General features: G+C 70.0%; 14 protein-coding genes. 13 read left to right on the top strand and 1 reads right to left on the bottom strand.

The window, feature by feature from the left end:
* Window positions 1–77 precede the first annotated feature (77 nt).
* The 4 genes from aroB to nusB all read left to right on the top strand — a co-directional run bounded on the left by aroB (window position 78) and on the right by nusB (window position 2,625).
* Window positions 78–1,142: a 3-dehydroquinate synthase gene (aroB, locus tag Acy02nite_RS18425; protein ID WP_425548168.1), complete on the top strand. Its 1,065-nt coding sequence runs from the start codon at window positions 78–80 to the stop codon at window positions 1,140–1,142.
* Complete coding sequence (gene aroQ, locus Acy02nite_RS18420) at window positions 1,139–1,558, top strand: type II 3-dehydroquinate dehydratase (protein ID WP_203742171.1); 420 nt, start codon at window positions 1,139–1,141, stop codon at window positions 1,556–1,558. The genes aroB and aroQ overlap by 4 nt, the downstream gene beginning before the upstream one ends.
* 75 nt (window positions 1,559–1,633) lie before the next feature.
* A complete protein-coding gene (efp, locus tag Acy02nite_RS18415; protein ID WP_203742169.1) occupies window positions 1,634–2,191 on the top strand; it encodes an elongation factor P in 558 nt (185 codons plus the stop codon).
* The gene (gene nusB, locus Acy02nite_RS18410; RefSeq protein ID WP_203742167.1) at window positions 2,191–2,625 is read left to right on the top strand and encodes a transcription antitermination factor NusB; all 435 of its coding nucleotides are present in this window, start codon (window positions 2,191–2,193) and stop codon (window positions 2,623–2,625) included. Before efp ends, nusB begins: the two co-directional genes overlap by 1 nt.
* Before the next feature lie 381 nt (window positions 2,626–3,006).
* On the opposite strand, the gene bldD is transcribed toward nusB, so the two are convergent.
* Complete coding sequence (gene bldD, locus Acy02nite_RS18405) at window positions 3,007–3,495, bottom strand: transcriptional regulator BldD (RefSeq protein ID WP_014446326.1); 489 nt, start codon at window positions 3,493–3,495, stop codon at window positions 3,007–3,009.
* A 279-nt stretch (window positions 3,496–3,774) separates the two neighbouring features.
* On the opposite strand from bldD, the gene pyrR reads away from it, so the two are divergent.
* The 9 genes from pyrR to mihF all read left to right on the top strand — a co-directional run bounded on the left by pyrR (window position 3,775) and on the right by mihF (window position 14,607).
* Window positions 3,775–4,359: a bifunctional pyr operon transcriptional regulator/uracil phosphoribosyltransferase PyrR gene (pyrR, locus tag Acy02nite_RS18400; RefSeq protein WP_425548169.1), complete on the top strand. Its 585-nt coding sequence runs from the start codon at window positions 3,775–3,777 to the stop codon at window positions 4,357–4,359.
* Window positions 4,356–5,276 carry an aspartate carbamoyltransferase catalytic subunit gene (locus Acy02nite_RS18395; protein WP_203742163.1) on the top strand — a complete coding sequence of 307 codons (921 nt, stop codon included), beginning with the start codon at window positions 4,356–4,358 and terminating at the stop codon, window positions 5,274–5,276. The genes pyrR and Acy02nite_RS18395 overlap by 4 nt, the downstream gene beginning before the upstream one ends.
* Complete coding sequence (locus tag Acy02nite_RS18390) at window positions 5,273–6,544, top strand: dihydroorotase (protein WP_203742162.1); 1,272 nt, start codon at window positions 5,273–5,275, stop codon at window positions 6,542–6,544. The genes Acy02nite_RS18395 and Acy02nite_RS18390 overlap by 4 nt, the downstream gene beginning before the upstream one ends.
* Window positions 6,541–7,647, top strand: coding sequence for a glutamine-hydrolyzing carbamoyl-phosphate synthase small subunit (gene carA / locus Acy02nite_RS18385; protein WP_203742161.1), 1,107 nt, complete (start codon window positions 6,541–6,543; stop codon window positions 7,645–7,647). The genes Acy02nite_RS18390 and carA overlap by 4 nt, the downstream gene beginning before the upstream one ends.
* 5 nt (window positions 7,648–7,652) lie before the next feature.
* Window positions 7,653–10,964, top strand: coding sequence for a carbamoyl-phosphate synthase large subunit (gene carB, locus Acy02nite_RS18380; protein WP_203742160.1), 3,312 nt, complete (start codon window positions 7,653–7,655; stop codon window positions 10,962–10,964).
* Entirely contained in the window at window positions 10,961–11,989 is a 1,029-nt protein-coding gene (locus Acy02nite_RS18375) for a quinone-dependent dihydroorotate dehydrogenase (protein ID WP_203742157.1), read from the top strand. Before carB ends, Acy02nite_RS18375 begins: the two co-directional genes overlap by 4 nt.
* On the top strand, window positions 11,986–13,263 hold the full coding sequence (locus Acy02nite_RS18370; RefSeq protein ID WP_203742156.1) for an adenosylmethionine--8-amino-7-oxononanoate transaminase: 1,278 nt from the start codon (window positions 11,986–11,988) through the stop codon (window positions 13,261–13,263). Before Acy02nite_RS18375 ends, Acy02nite_RS18370 begins: the two co-directional genes overlap by 4 nt.
* A gap of 21 nt (window positions 13,264–13,284) precedes the next feature.
* Window positions 13,285–14,115 carry an orotidine-5'-phosphate decarboxylase gene (gene pyrF, locus Acy02nite_RS18365; protein WP_203742155.1) on the top strand — a complete coding sequence of 277 codons (831 nt, stop codon included), beginning with the start codon at window positions 13,285–13,287 and terminating at the stop codon, window positions 14,113–14,115.
* A 174-nt stretch (window positions 14,116–14,289) separates the two neighbouring features.
* Complete coding sequence (mihF, locus tag Acy02nite_RS18360) at window positions 14,290–14,607, top strand: integration host factor, actinobacterial type (protein WP_067705076.1); 318 nt, start codon at window positions 14,290–14,292, stop codon at window positions 14,605–14,607.
* Window positions 14,608–14,630 lie beyond the last annotated feature (23 nt).

The following is a 14,630-nucleotide window of genomic DNA, read 5'->3' as shown; positions in this document are numbered from 1 at the left end:
GGTCGGCGAACGCCCACCTGACGGAACCGGCGGCGGCGCGGCCCCGGCGCGATGGCGGCGCCGATAGGGTGGCGTGCGTGGTGACGCGAATTCCGGTGGCGGGTGACCGTCCGTATGACGTGATCGTCGGCCGGGGGCTGGACGACGAGCTCCCGAGCCTGATCGAGGGTGCCGCCCGGGTGGCCGTGATCCACCCGCCGACGCTGCGGGAGCGGGCCGAGGCGGTGGCGAAGGCGGCCGGCGCCGGGACGGCGATCCCGATCGAGGTGCCGGACGCCGAGCAGGGCAAGTCCGTCGAGGTCGCCGCCCGCTGCTGGGACGAGCTGGGCGCGGCCGGCTTCACCCGCACCGACGTCGTGGTCGGCGTCGGGGGCGGCGCCACCACGGATCTGGCCGGTTATGTCGCGGCCGCCTGGTTGCGCGGGGTCCGCTGGGTGCCGGTCTCCACGTCGGTCGCCGGCATGGTCGACGCCGCGGTCGGGGGCAAGACCGCCGTCAACATCCCCGCCGGGAAGAACCTGGTCGGCGCCTTCCACCCACCGGCCGGCGTGCTCTGTGACCTGGACGCGCTGGACACCCTGCCGCGTGCGGACATCGCGGCGGGGCTGGCCGAGGTGGTCAAGGGCGGGTTCATCGCCGACCCGCGGATCCTGGAGCTGATCGAGGAGAGCCCGGAGGCGGCCCTCGACCCGCGCGGTGACGTGCTGCGTGAGCTGGTCGAGCGGAAGATCCGGGTCAAGGCGGACGTGGTCGGGGTGGATCTGAAGGAGTCCGGCCTGCGGGAGATCCTGAACTACGGGCACACGCTGGGTCACGCGATCGAGCGCCGCGAGAAGTACACGTGGAAGCACGGGCACGCGGTCGCGGTCGGCATGATCTTCGCGGCCGAGCTGGGGCGGTTGTCGGGGCGGCTGGACGACGGGACGGCGGCGCGTCACCGGGCGGTGCTCGAGATGCTCGGCCTGCCCACGGCGTACCCGGAAAGCGCCTGGCCGGAGCTCAGGGACAGCATGCGCGTCGACAAGAAGACGCGGGCCGCGACCTTGCGGTTCGTGGTTCTGGACGGCCTGGCGAAACCGGGCATCCTCGCCGGGCCGGACGACGACCTGCTGCGGCGGGCGTTCGCGGCGGTGGCGCGATGATCTACGTGCTGAACGGGCCGAACCTGAACCGGCTGGGCACCCGCGAGCCGGATGTCTACGGCAGCGCGACGTACAAGGACCTGGCCGACATGTGCCGGACGGTCGCCGACGATCTCGGCGTCCGGGTCGAGGTCAGGCAGACCAACGCCGAGCACGAGATGCTCGGCTGGCTGCACGACGCCGCCGACGAGGGCGCCGACGTGGTGCTCAATCCGGGGGCGTGGACGCATTACAACATCGCTGTCCGGGATGCCTGCGCGATGCTGCGCGGCAAGCTGATCGAGGTGCACATCTCCAACGTCCACAGCCGCGAGGAGTTCCGGCATCGTTCGGTGATCTCGGCCGTGGCGACCGGTGTGATCGCCGGGCTCGGGTTCGACGGCTATCGGCTCGCTCTGGAGCATATCGCCCGGTAGACCCGATTCGCTCTTACCAGGGCGCCGCCGGTAAAGTGGTTCGGTCAACGATTCGCGTCAAGATCAAGGCAGGACATGGCTTCCACCAACGACCTGAAGAACGGCCTGGTTCTCAACCTCGACAAGGAGCTGTGGTCCGTCGTTGAGTTCCAGCACGTCAAGCCCGGTAAGGGTCCCGCCTTCGTGCGGACCACGCTGAAGCACGTGCTGTCCGGCAAGGTCGTCGACAAGACCTTCAACGCGGGCACCAAGGTCGAAACCGCGACCGTGGACAAGCGCACGATGCAATACCTGTACCAGGACGGTGACGACTACGTCTTCATGGACCTGGACACCTACGACCAGATTCCCGTCCCCGGCGCCACTGTCGGTGACAACGCCAACTACCTGCTGCCCGAGGCCGAGATCACGGTGGCGCTGCACGAGGGCGTCCCGCTCTACGTCGAGCTGCCGACGAGCGTCTTCGTCGAGGTCACCTACACCGAGCCGGGCCTGCAGGGCGACCGGTCGACCGGTGGGACCAAGCCGGCGACGATCGAGACCGGCGCCACGGTTCAGGTTCCGCTCTTCATCACCACCGGTGAGAAGATCAAGGTCGACACCCGCGACGGCCGCTACCTCGGCCGCAGCTGATGGCGGAAGGTCCCAAGAAGGAACGGCTGGCGCGTCGCAAGGCGCGCAAGCGGGCGCTGGACGTCCTTTTCGAGGCCGACCTTCGTGATCTGCCGCCGGGCCAGGTGCTTGTCACGTATCTCGAACGGATCGCCAAGCCGCATCCCGAGCACCTGGCTTACGCGATCACTCTCATCGAGGGCGTCGCCAAGCACCTGGACCGGATCGACGAGCTGATCGCCAGCTACGCCGAGGGCTGGACGATCGACCGCATGCCGGCGGTCGACCGCAATCTCGCCCGGATCGCCGTCTACGAGCTGCTGTTCGAGCCGGAGGTGGACGATCCGGTGGCGATCACCGAGGCGGTCGAGCTGGCGAAGGAGATGTCGACCGACGACAGTCCGCGCTTCCTCAACGGTCTGCTGGATCGGATCGCGGCTTTCGCCACGCGATAGAAGCCCAGAAATACGCATAACGGCCTGGACCTCTTCGGTCCGGGCCGTTTGTGGTTTCAGAACCTGAAAAATCCGATGTGGTACGTCGTGAGCCGCGCCCTGCCGGGCTTGCGGGAAGCGGGGCGGCCCGTCGTGGGCGGCCCAGGCGCTTGAGCGAGCGCCGGCGGCCCGGCGGGAACGGTGTCGGGCGTGGGTCGCGGATCAGTCACGCGACGGTGGCCGCTGGTCAGTCACGCAACGGCGTCGCGGGGTCAGTCACGCGACGGTGGCCGCCGGGGCGGGGCGGGAGTTTCCGGGCATGAAGTAAGCCCGCGTCGATCTTGGGGGGCCGACGCGGGCTCTTCTGTCGTGAAGCAGTATCAGCCGGTGGTGCGGCCGATGTCAGCTGGCGAAGAACGCCCGGGGGTCGGCCACCAGAACGCCCTGCTCGGTCAGTCGCTCGATCAAGCCGGACGGCGAGATGTCGTAGACGATCGCGAGGGCGCGCAGGTCATCGGCGCGGATCGAGAGGACCCGGCCGTTGTAGTCACCACGCTGCTGCTGAATTGCCCGGGCGTACCGCGCCACGTAGGCGAGGTCCTCACCGGTGGTGTCGTACAGCTTCTCGAGGTCCAGGACGATCTTGTTGGTAGCCTCGAGACGGATGCCACTGCCATCGGGCAGCAGCTCGGAGACGGGAACACGGTAGAAGTCGGCCAGTTCGGCCAGACGGGACACGGTGACCGCACGGTCGCCGCGCTCGTACGAGCCGACCACAACGGCCTTCCAGCGACCGTTGGACTTCTCTTCGACGCCCTGCAGGGACAGGCCCTGCTGCTGGCGAATGGAGCGCAGGCGAGCGCCCAGCGACTTCGCGTACTCAGACGGCATTCGGACACTCCCAGTACTGTGCTCGGCCCGGAGGGTTCTTCCTCACGGATCGCTACGCTGCGTGACGGTACGGAGTTTGCGACCGCCGGTCAAGTGCTGGTTACCGATGAGTCGTGCGGGCCGCACCAAAGTTACCGGCTGTATCCCTAGTTGCTGGATTTGTCGGATATGTCCGTGGGTTGGGCAGGTCACCCTGGTCACGGCTTCATCCACTGGTAACGTAGCGTCAGCCATCGAGCGGGAAACCGCCCGATCAGACATCCTTTAACGACCCGTCCCGTGAGGCGGGGAAGGAGGTCCGCCGTGGCGCAGCCACGCGCAGACGCGCCCAGCAAGATCATTCTGGCGGGGTCCGACCTGTCCCGGGTCGTCGACCGCATCGCCCATCAGATCCTCGAGAAGACCTCCGGCGCCACCGGCACCGTGTTGCTCGGCATCCCGACCCGCGGTGTCCCGCTCGCGCACCGGCTGGCCGCCCGCATCCACGCCTTCGAGGGCGTCGAGGTGCCGGTCGGCTCCCTCGACATCACGCTCTACCGCGACGACCTGCGGCTCAAGGCCACCCGCGCACTCGGCAGGACCGAGCTGCCGCCCGGCGGCATCGACGGCCTGCGGGTGATCCTCGTCGACGACGTGCTCTTCTCCGGCCGTTCGGTGCGCGCCGCGCTGGACGCGCTGAAGGACCTCGGCCGGCCCAGCTCGGTGCAGCTCGCGGTCCTGGTCGACCGCGGTCACCGCCAGTTGCCGATCCGCGCCGACTACGTCGGCAAGAACATCCCCACCGCGCTGAGCGAGAGCGTCAAGGTCGCTGTCACCGAGATCGACGACACGGACGAGGTACGACTGATCGGAGGCCTGCAGTGATCAAGCACCTGCGTTCCGCCGCGGATCTGGACGCCGAGACCGCGACGCTGATCCTGGACACCGCCGCCGAGATGGCCGCGCTCTCCGGCCGCGAGGTGAAGAAGCTGCCCGCGCTGCGCGGCCGCACCGTGGTCAACCTCTTCTACGAGGACTCGACCCGCACCCGGATCTCGTTCGAGGCGGCCGCCAAGCGCCTCTCCGCCGACGTGATCAACTTCTCGGCCAAGGGCTCCAGCGTCTCCAAGGGCGAGAGCCTCAAGGACACCGCGCTGACCCTGCAGGCGATGGGCGCCGACGCGGTGGTCATCCGCCACTCGGCGAGCGGCGCGCCGCACCGCCTGGCGAACTGGGTGGAGGGCTCGGTGGTGAACGCCGGTGACGGCACCCACGAGCACCCGACCCAGGCGCTGCTGGACGCGTACACGATGCGCTCGCGCCTGGGCCGCCTCGACGGCCTGCGCGTCTCGATCGTCGGCGACGTGCTGCACAGCCGGGTCGCCCGCTCGAACGTCCTGCTGCTCTCGACGCTCGGCGCCCAGGTCACGCTCGTCGGCCCGCCCACCCTGATCCCGCTCGACGTGGCGGCCGCCCTGTCGCCGTCGACGAAGGTCAGCTACGACCTGGACAGCGTCATCCCGGACAGTGACGTGGTGATGATGTTGCGCGTCCAGACCGAGCGCATGCAGGACTCGTACTTCCCCTCCGCGCGTGAGTACAGCCGGCGTTACGGCCTGGACCTGCCGCGGATGCGCAACATGCCGGAGCACGCGATCGTCATGCACCCCGGCCCGATGAACCGCGGGATGGAGATCGCGCCCGAGGTGGCCGACTCGCCCCGCTCCACGATCGTCGAACAGGTCGCCAACGGCGTCAGCGTCCGGATGGCCGTCCTCTACCTGCTCCTGGGAGGCAAGTGATGGCGTACCTGCTCAAGGGCGTCTCGATTCTCGGCGGTAAGCCGACCGACCTGCACCTCGGCGATGACGGCTTGATCACCGACCGATCGGATGACAAAGCCGAGGTCATCGACGCGACCGGTCTCGTGGCCCTGCCCGGCCTGGTCGACGTGCACACCCACCTGCGGGAGCCGGGCCGCGAGGACGCCGAGACGGTCGAGACCGGCTCGCGCGCCGCGGCCCTCGGTGGCTACACCGCGGTCTGCGCGATGGCGAACACCTCGCCGGTCGCCGACACCGCCGGCGTGGTCGAGCAGGTCTGGCGCCTGGGCCGCGAGGCCGGCCTGGTCGACGTGCAGCCGATCGGCGCGGTCACGGTCGGCCTGGCCGGCAAGCAGATGGCCGAGCTGGGCGCGATGGCCACCTCCGCCGCGAAGGTGCGGATCTTCTCCGACGACGGCTTCTGCGTCGCCGACCCGAAGCTGATGCGCCGCGCCCTGGAGTACGTGAAGGCGTTCGACGGCGTGATCGCCCAGCACGCCGAGGAGCCGCGCCTGACCGAGGGCGCGCAGATGCACGAGGGCGAGGTCAGCACCCGGCTCGGGCTGACCGGCTGGCCCGCGGTCGCCGAGGAGGCGATCATCGCGCGTGACGTGCTGCTCGCCGAGCACGTCGGCAGCCGCCTGCACGTCTGTCACGTCTCCACGGCCGGTTCGGTCGAGGTGCTGCGCCAGGCGAAGGCCCGGGGCGTGCGGGTGACCGCCGAGGTCACTCCGCATCACCTGCTGCTGACCGACGAGATGGCGAGCGGTTACGACCCGGTTTTCAAGGTCAACCCACCTCTGCGTACGGCGCGGGACGTCGACGCCCTGCGCCAGGCGCTGCTGGACGGCGTGATCGACGTGGTCGCCACCGATCACGCGCCGCACGCCGTGCAGGACAAGGAGTGCGAATGGTCGTACGCCCGCCCGGGAATGCTCGGTCTGGAGACGGCGCTCCCCATCGTGCTCAGCGTCTTCGGGGAGAAGTGGGAGCTGATCGCCGACCGGATGTCGATCGCGCCGGCCCGGATCGCGGGGCTGGCCGGGCACGGCGGTGACCTGACGAAGGCCGGCTCGCCGGCGAACCTCACGCTCGTGGACCCGTCGGCGCGCTGGGTCGTCGAGCCGGGCGGCCTGGCGAGCCGGAGCAGCAACACGCCGTACGCGGGTATGACCCTGCCCGGTCGCATCGTGGCGACCTTCCTGCGGGGAGAAGCGACGGTTCTGGACGGGAAGGCAGTCAAGTGAGCAAGGCGATTCTGGTGCTGGAGGACGGCCGGTCGTTCTCCGGCACGGCGTACGGCGCCGTCGGCGAGACGTTCGGCGAGGCCGTCTTCACCACCGGCATGACCGGTTACCAGGAAGTTCTCACCGATCCGTCGTTCCACAAGCAGGTGGTGGTGCAGACCGCGCCGCAGATCGGCAACACCGGTGTCAACGACGAGGACGACGAGTCGGACCGGATCTGGGTCGCCGGCTACGTGGTCCGCGACCCGGCCCGCCGCCCGTCGAACTGGCGCTCCAAGGGTGACCTGGGCGAGCGCCTGGCCGCCGAGGGCATCGTCGGGATCAGCGGCATCGACACCCGCGCGCTCACCCGCCACCTGCGCGAGCGCGGCGCGATGCGGGTCGGCATCTCGTCGGTCGAGCTGGACCCGAAGGCTCTGCGGGAGCGGGTCCTGGCCCAGCCGCAGATGCTCGGCGCCGACCTCTCCGCGCAGGTCACCACCGGCGAGCGCTACACCGTCCCGGCGCAGGGCGAGCACCGCTACACGGTCGCCGCGCTGGATCTGGGCATCAAGCGCAACGTCTCCCGGCGGCTGGCCGCCCGCGGCGTGACCACGCACGTCTTCCCGGCCTCGTCGAGCATCGAGGACCTGCTGGCGGTCAGCCCGGACGCGGTGTTCTTCTCACCCGGCCCGGGTGACCCGGCCACGGCCGACGGCCCGGTCGCGCTCGCGCAGGAGGTGATGCGCCGCGAGGTGCCGTTGTTCGGCATCTGCTTCGGCAGCCAGATCCTCGGCCGAGCGCTCGGCTTCGGGACGTACAAGCTGGGCTACGGCCACCGTGGCATCAACCAGCCGGTGCTCGACCGGACCACCGGCAAGGTCGAGGTGACCAGCCACAACCACGGGTTCGCCGTCGACGCCCCGCTGAACAAGGTGATCGACACCGACTTCGGCGGCGTCGAGGTCTCGCACGTCTGCCTCAACGACAACGTGGTCGAGGGGTTGCGCGGCATCGAGGTGCCCGCCTTCACCGTCCAGTACCACCCCGAGGCCGCCGCCGGCCCGCACGACGCGGACTACCTGTTCGACCGGTTCGTCGAGCTCGTGGAAAAGAAGGGCTGAGAACAGTGCCGAAGCGTGAGGATCTCAAGCACATCATGGTGATCGGGTCCGGCCCGATCGTCATCGGCCAGGCCTGCGAGTTCGACTACTCCGGCACCCAGGCGTGCCGGGTGCTGCGCGCCGAGGGGCTGCGCGTCTCGCTGGTCAACTCGAACCCGGCCACGATCATGACCGACCCGGAGTTCGCCGACGCCACCTACGTCGAGCCGATCACCCCGGAGTTCGTCGAGCTGGTCATCGCCAAGGAGCGCCCGGACGCGATCCTGCCGACCCTGGGCGGCCAGACCGCGCTGAACACCGCGATCGCGCTGCACGAGAGCGGCGTGCTGGAGAAGTACGGCGTCGAGCTGATCGGCGCCAAGGTCGACGCCATCCGCAAGGGCGAGGACCGCCAGCTGTTCAAGGAGATCGTCGCGATCGCCGGCGGGGAGACCCCACGCTCGCGGGTCTGCCACTCGATGGACGAGGTCCGCGAGACGGTCGCCGAGATCGGGCTGCCGGTCGTCATCCGCCCGTCGTTCACCATGGGTGGCCTCGGCTCCGGCATGGCCCACTCGCCGGAGGACCTGGAGCAGATCGCCGGCGCCGGCCTGGCCGCCTCCCCGGTGCACGAGGTGCTGATCGAGGAGAGCGTGCTCGGCTGGAAGGAGTACGAGCTCGAGCTGATGCGCGACAAGCACGACAACGTCGTGGTGGTCTGCTCGATCGAGAACATCGACCCGATGGGTGTGCACACCGGCGACAGCGTGACCGTGGCCCCGGCCATGACGCTGACCGACCGGGAGTACCAGAAGATGCGGGACCTGGGCATCGCGGTGCTCCGTGAGGTCGGCGTGGACACCGGCGGCTGCAACATCCAGTTCGCGATCAACCCGGACGACGGCCGGATGATCGTGATCGAGATGAACCCGCGGGTCTCCCGCTCCTCGGCGCTGGCGTCGAAGGCCACCGGCTTCCCGATCGCCAAGATCGCCGCGAAGCTGGCCATCGGCTACACGCTGGACGAGATCCCGAACGACATCACGCTCAAGACGCCGGCCGCGTTCGAGCCCGCCCTCGACTACGTGGTCGTGAAGATCCCGCGGTTCGCGTTCGAGAAGTTCCCGGGCGCGGACAAGGAGCTCACCACCACGATGAAGTCGGTCGGCGAGGCGATGAGCCTGGGCCGCAACTTCGCCGAGGCGCTGAACAAGGCGATGCGCTCGATGGAGACCAAGGCCGCCGGCTTCTGGACCGCCCCGACCTTCGAGAACGTGGACGAGGCCCTCGAGGCCCTGAAGATCCCGCACGACGGCCGGCTCTACACCGTCGAGGCGGCGCTGCGGCTCGGCGCGACGGTCGAGCAGGTGCACGCGGCCAGCGGCCGGATCGACCCGTGGTTCCTCGACGAGATCCAGGCGCTGGTGGACCTGCGCGCCGAGATCCTGGCCGCGCCGGTGCTCGACGAGGAGCTGCTCCGCAAGGCCAAGCGCTCCGGGCTCTCCGACCTGCAGCTCGCGGCGCTGCGCCCGGAGCTGGCCGGCGAGGACGGCGTGCGGGCGCTGCGGCACCGGCTGGGGGTGCGCCCGGTCTACAAGACCGTGGACACCTGCGCGGCCGAGTTCTCCGCGAACACGCCGTACCACTACTCGTCGTACGACTCCGAGACCGAGGTCGCGCCGAGCGACCGGCCGAAGGTGCTGATCCTGGGCTCCGGGCCGAACCGGATCGGGCAGGGCATCGAGTTCGACTACTCCTGCGTGCACGCCGTCCAGGCGCTCCGCGGGGTCGACTTCGAGACCGTGATGGTCAACTGCAACCCGGAGACGGTCTCCACCGACTACGACACCGCGGACCGGCTCTACTTCGAGCCGCTCACCTTCGAGGACGTCCTGGAGGTCTTCCACTCCGAGGACAGCTCCGGCAAGGCGGCCGGCGGTCCCGGCGTGGTCGGCGTGATCGTGCAGCTCGGCGGCCAGACCCCGCTCGGCCTGGCGAACCGGCTCAAGGCGGCCGGTGTCCCGATCGTCGGCACCTCGCCCGAGTCGATCGACCTCGCCGAGGACCGGGGACTGTTCGGCGCGCTGCTGGCCGAGTACGACCTGCGCTCGCCCGAGCACGGCACCGCCACCTCGTTCGACGAGGCCAAGGCGATCGCCGACACGATCGGTTACCCCGTGCTGGTCCGCCCGTCGTACGTGCTGGGCGGCCGTGGCATGGAGATCGTCTACGACGAGCCCACGCTGCGCGGCTACATCGAGCGGGCCACCGAGATCTCCCCGGACCACCCGGTGCTGGTCGACCGCTTCCTGGACGACGCCGTCGAGATCGACGTGGACGCGCTCTGCGACGCGACCGGCGAGGTCTACCTCGGCGGCGTGATGGAGCACATCGAGGAGGCCGGCATCCACTCCGGCGACTCGGCCTGCTCGCTGCCGCCGATCACGCTCGCCGCCTCGCACCTGGCCGAGGTCCGCCGCTACACCGAGGCCCTGGCCCGGGGCATCGGCGTGCGCGGCCTGATGAACGTGCAGTACGCGCTGAAGGACGAGACCCTCTACGTCCTGGAGGCCAACCCGCGCGCGTCGCGGACCGTCCCGTTCGTCTCCAAGGCGACCGGCGTGCAGCTCGCCAAGGCGGCCGCCCGGATCATGCTCGGCGCCACCATCGCCGAGCTGCGCGCCGAGGGTCTCCTGATCGCGGACCGGGACGGCGGGTCCGTCCCGGCCGGCGCGCCGATCGCGATCAAGGAGGCGGTGCTGCCGTTCAAGCGGTTCCGCACGCTCGCCGGCAACAACGTGGACAGCCTGCTCAGCCCGGAGATGAAGTCGACCGGCGAGGTGATGGGCATCGACACCGGGTTCGGCCAGGCGTTCGCCAAGTCGCAGGCCGCGGCGTACGGGTCGCTGCCGACCAGCGGCAAGATCTTCGTGTCGGTGGCGAACCGGGACAAGCGGTCGATGATCTTCCCGGTGAAGCGGCTCGCCGACCTCGGCTTCACGATCGTCACCACGGCCGGCACCGGCGAGGTGCTCAGCCGGTACGGCGTGGACTGCGAGGTCGTCCCGAAGCACTACGAGAGCGCCGGCAAGAACGCCGTCGAGCTGATCCTGGCCGGCGAGATCGCCCTGATCATCAACACCCCGCAGGGCTCCGGCGCCAGCGCCCGCCAGGACGGGTACGAGATCCGCAGCGCCGCCGTCACCGCCGACGTCCCGTGCGTGACCACGGTGCCGGGCGCGGCCGCCGCGGTGATGGGCATCGAGGCCCTGATGCGCGGCGACCTGGCCGTCCGTCCGCTGCAGGACCTGCACAAGATGCTCCGGGGCACCGAGTGAACCTCTTCCGCAGCGCCGTCCGGCCGGTCCTGTTCCGGCTGGGCGGCGGTGACGCCGAGGCCGCGCACGAGTGGACCCTGCACCGGCTGGCCTCGATGCCGCCGGCCGCCCGTGAGGTGATGCGCCGCCGCTACGCGTTCTCCGCCCCGGTGGAGGCGTTCGGCGTCCGCTTCCCGAACCGGGTCGGCCTGGCCGCCGGCATGGACAAGAACGGCCTGGCACTGCCCGCCTGGCCGGCCCTCGGGTTCGGTTTCGTCGAGGTCGGCACGGTCACCGCGAAGCCGCAGCCGGGCAACGACAAGCCGCGTCTGTTCCGCCTGCGCGACAGCGAGGCGATCATCAACCGGATGGGCTTCAACAACGCCGGCGCGGCAGCTCTCGCCGAGCGGCTGGCGGAGTTGGGTCCGATCGGTGTGCCGCTCGGCGTCTCGCTGGGCAAGTCCAAGGTCACCCCGCTGGACGAGGCGGTCGGGGACTACCTGGAGTCGTACCGGCTGCTGCACCCGTACGCGGACTACATCGCGGTCAACGTCTCCTCGCCGAACACGCCCGGCCTGCGCAGCCTTCAGGACCGGGACTTCCTGACGACGCTGCTCAAGGAGCTCGGCGGCCCCGTCCCGGTGCTCGTCAAGATCGCTCCGGACCTGACCGAGCCGGCCATCGCCGAGCTGCTCGAGGTGTGTCTGGAGCACGGCGCGGCGGGCCTGATCGCCACCAACACCACGCTCGCGCGCGACGGTCTGGCCCCCGGTGACCAGCACCTGGCCGCCGAGACCGGCGGGCTGTCCGGCAAGCCGCTCACCGAGCGGGCCCGTCAGGTCGTGGAGTTCGTCCACGACGAGACCGGCGGCCGGCTGCCGATCGTCGGGGTGGGCGGGATCATGTCGGCCGACGACGCCTCCCGGATCCTGGACGCCGGCGCCACGCTGGTGCAGCTCTACTCCGGCTTCATCTACAAGGGGCCGGACCTGGTGAAGGCGGTCGCACAGGGCGCCCGCCCGGCCCGGGCGCACGCGGCGCGATGATCCCGGCCGGGCGCGAGGACCTGATAGCGCTCGACCGGGCGCACGTCTGGCACCCGTACGGCCCGATGCCCGGCCGCAGCGACCCCTACCTGGTCCAGAGCGCGGCCGGGGTCCGGCTGCGGCTGGCCGACGGCCGGGAACTGGTCGACGGCATGTCGTCCTGGTGGGCGGCGGTGCACGGCTACCGCCACCCGGTGCTGGACGCGGCGCTCGCCGAGCAGGCCGGCCGGATGAGCCACGTGATGTTCGGCGGCCTCACCCACGAGCCCGCGATCACGCTGGCGAAGACCCTTGTCGATCTGACCCCGCCGGGCCTGGAGCACGTCTTCCTGTGCGACTCCGGCTCGATCGGGGTCGAGGTCGCGATCAAGATGGCGCTGCAGGCCCAACGGGCGCTCGGCCGCCCCGGCAGGCAGAGGCTGGCGACCTGGCGTGGCGGGTATCACGGGGACACGTTCCACCCGATGAGCGTCTGCGACCCGGTCGGTGGCATGCACGCGCTCTGGACCGGGGTGCTGCCCGCCCAGGTCTTCGCCGGTCCGCCGCCCGCCGAGTTCGATCCCGTCTACGCCGAGTCACTCAGAAGCATGATCTCGGCGTACGCCGATCAGGTCGCCGCCGTGATCGTCGAGCCCGTGGTCCAGGGCGCCGGCGGGATGCGCTTCCACCATCCGGAGTACCTGCGGGTGCTGCGGGAGGCGACCACCGAGCACGGCATCTTCCTGATCTTCGACGAGATCGCCACCGGCTTCGGGCGGACCGGTCGCTTCTTCGCGGGCGAGCACGCCGGCGTGAGCCCGGACATCCTGTGCCTGGGCAAGGCGCTCACCGGTGGCTACCTGACGCTCGCCGCCACGCTGTGCACTCCCGCGGTGGCCGGGGCGATCTCGGCCGGTGAGGGCGGGGGACTGGCGCACGGGCCGACGTTCATGGGCAATCCGCTCGCCTGCGCGGTCGCCAACGCGTCCCTGGGGCTGCTGGCCGACGGCGGGTGGGCGGATCGCGTACGGCTGATCGAAAACGGTCTCAGGAGCGGTCTGGAGCCGCTGCGCGATGCTCCGGGCGTCACTGATGTCCGCGTCCTGGGCGCCATCGGCGTCGTCCAGCTCGACCACGACGTCGACGTTCCCCGCGCCACCGCGGCCGCCGTCGCGCGGGGCGTGTGGCTGCGGCCGTTCCGGGACCTGATCTACACCATGCCGCCGTACGTGACCGACGAGACGGACGTGGCCCGCATTACCGCGGGAATCGCCGCCGCGGTGGCGGCCGGCTGACACAGAAGGAGTGAGCGCGACATGGAAACGTTCGGCGAACGGCTGCACGCGGCGATCGAGACCCGGGGACCGCTGTGTGTGGGCATCGATCCGCACGCGGGTCTGCTCGCCCGATGGGGCCTTACCGACGATGTCGCCGGCCTGGAACGCTTCGCCCGTACGGTGGTCGAGGCGCTGGCCGATCGGGTGGCGGTTCTGAAGCCGCAGTCCGCGTTTTTTGAGAGATTTGGGTCACGTGGCGTCGCGATTCTTGAGTCAACTATCCGACAGTCCCGGGAGGCCGGGGCGCTCGTCATCCTCGATGTGAAGCGGGGCGACATCGGCTCGACGATGGCCGCGTACGCCTCCGCGTACCTGGATCCAGCGAGTACTCTGCGCGCCGACGCGATTACTGTGAGTCCCTACCTCGGGGTCGGCTCGTTGCGGCCGGCTTTCGATCTCGCGACCGCCACGGGGGCCGGAATTTTCGTTCTCGCGCTGACGTCGAACCCGGAGGGCGCTTCCGTCCAGCACGCCGTCGGCCCAGGTGGGAAGACCGTCGCGCAAACCGTCATAGATGAGATTTCCCAGCTCAACGCGGGTATGAGCCCTCTCGGAAGTTTCGGCTTGGTGGTCGGCGCGACGATCGGGAAGACCGGCCACGACCTCGCCGGCGTCAACGGCCCGCTGCTCGCGCCGGGCCTCGGAGCGCAGGGCGGGACTCCCGATGACCTGCGTTCCGTCTTCGGCGAAAGCCTGCACAACGTGTTGCCGTCGTACTCACGCGAAGTCCTCTCGGAAGGCCCGGAGATCGCCGGTCTGCGGGCCGCCGCGGACCGTGTTCTGGACGACTGCCGAGCCGCGCTCGGGTGAAACAGCCTGCGTAGCGGGCCGGGCGCCGGGGTACCCCCACGTTGCCGAACGCGCCGATGACCGCTAGTTTTCCCGGCGCCGGGAACCACATGCCCCTTTGGTTCCCTGGCACACCACGTTTCACAGAAGCGCCGGTATTGAACTACCGCCGCGATAGGGACCTGAGGAGAACTGGTGCCGCTCCCGTCACTGAGCCCCGAGCAGCGCGCTGCCGCGCTGGAGAAGGCTGCGGAAGTTCGCAAGGCTCGGGCTGAGCTGAAGGAACAGCTCAAGTCCGGCAAGACCACCCTCGCCGCCGTGCTTGACCGCGCGGAGGGCGACGAGGTCGTCGGCAAGCTGAAGGTCTCGGCCGTGCTTCAGGCGCTGCCGGGCATCGGCAAGATCCGCGCGACCCAGATCATGGAGAAGCTGAAGATCGCCGAGAGCCGCCGGCTCCGGGGTCTCGGCGACCAGCAGCGTAAGGCCCTCCTGGGGGAGTTCGCTGCGAACTGACTCATCGGCTCGTGTAGGAATGA

Source organism: Actinoplanes cyaneus, from assembly GCF_016862095.1.
In the GTDB taxonomy this organism is placed as follows: Bacteria; Actinomycetota; Actinomycetes; order Mycobacteriales; family Micromonosporaceae; genus Actinoplanes; species Actinoplanes cyaneus.
This window is presented reverse-complemented; position numbering and strand designations above follow the sequence as displayed.

Excerpts from the sequence above, each read along its gene's own strand:
- aroQ (WP_203742171.1), top strand. The coding sequence starts at position 1,139 with ATGATCTACGTGCTGAACGGGCCGAACCTGAACCGGCTGGGCACCCGC.
- efp (WP_203742169.1), top strand. The coding sequence starts at position 1,634 with ATGGCTTCCACCAACGACCTGAAGAACGGCCTGGTTCTCAACCTCGAC.
- Acy02nite_RS18370 (WP_203742156.1), top strand. The coding sequence starts at position 11,986 with ATGATCCCGGCCGGGCGCGAGGACCTGATAGCGCTCGACCGGGCGCAC.
- bldD (WP_014446326.1), bottom strand. The coding sequence starts at position 3,495 with ATGCCGTCTGAGTACGCGAAGTCGCTGGGCGCTCGCCTGCGCTCCATT.
- pyrF (WP_203742155.1), top strand. The coding sequence starts at position 13,285 with ATGGAAACGTTCGGCGAACGGCTGCACGCGGCGATCGAGACCCGGGGA.
- nusB (WP_203742167.1), top strand. The coding sequence starts at position 2,191 with ATGGCGGAAGGTCCCAAGAAGGAACGGCTGGCGCGTCGCAAGGCGCGC.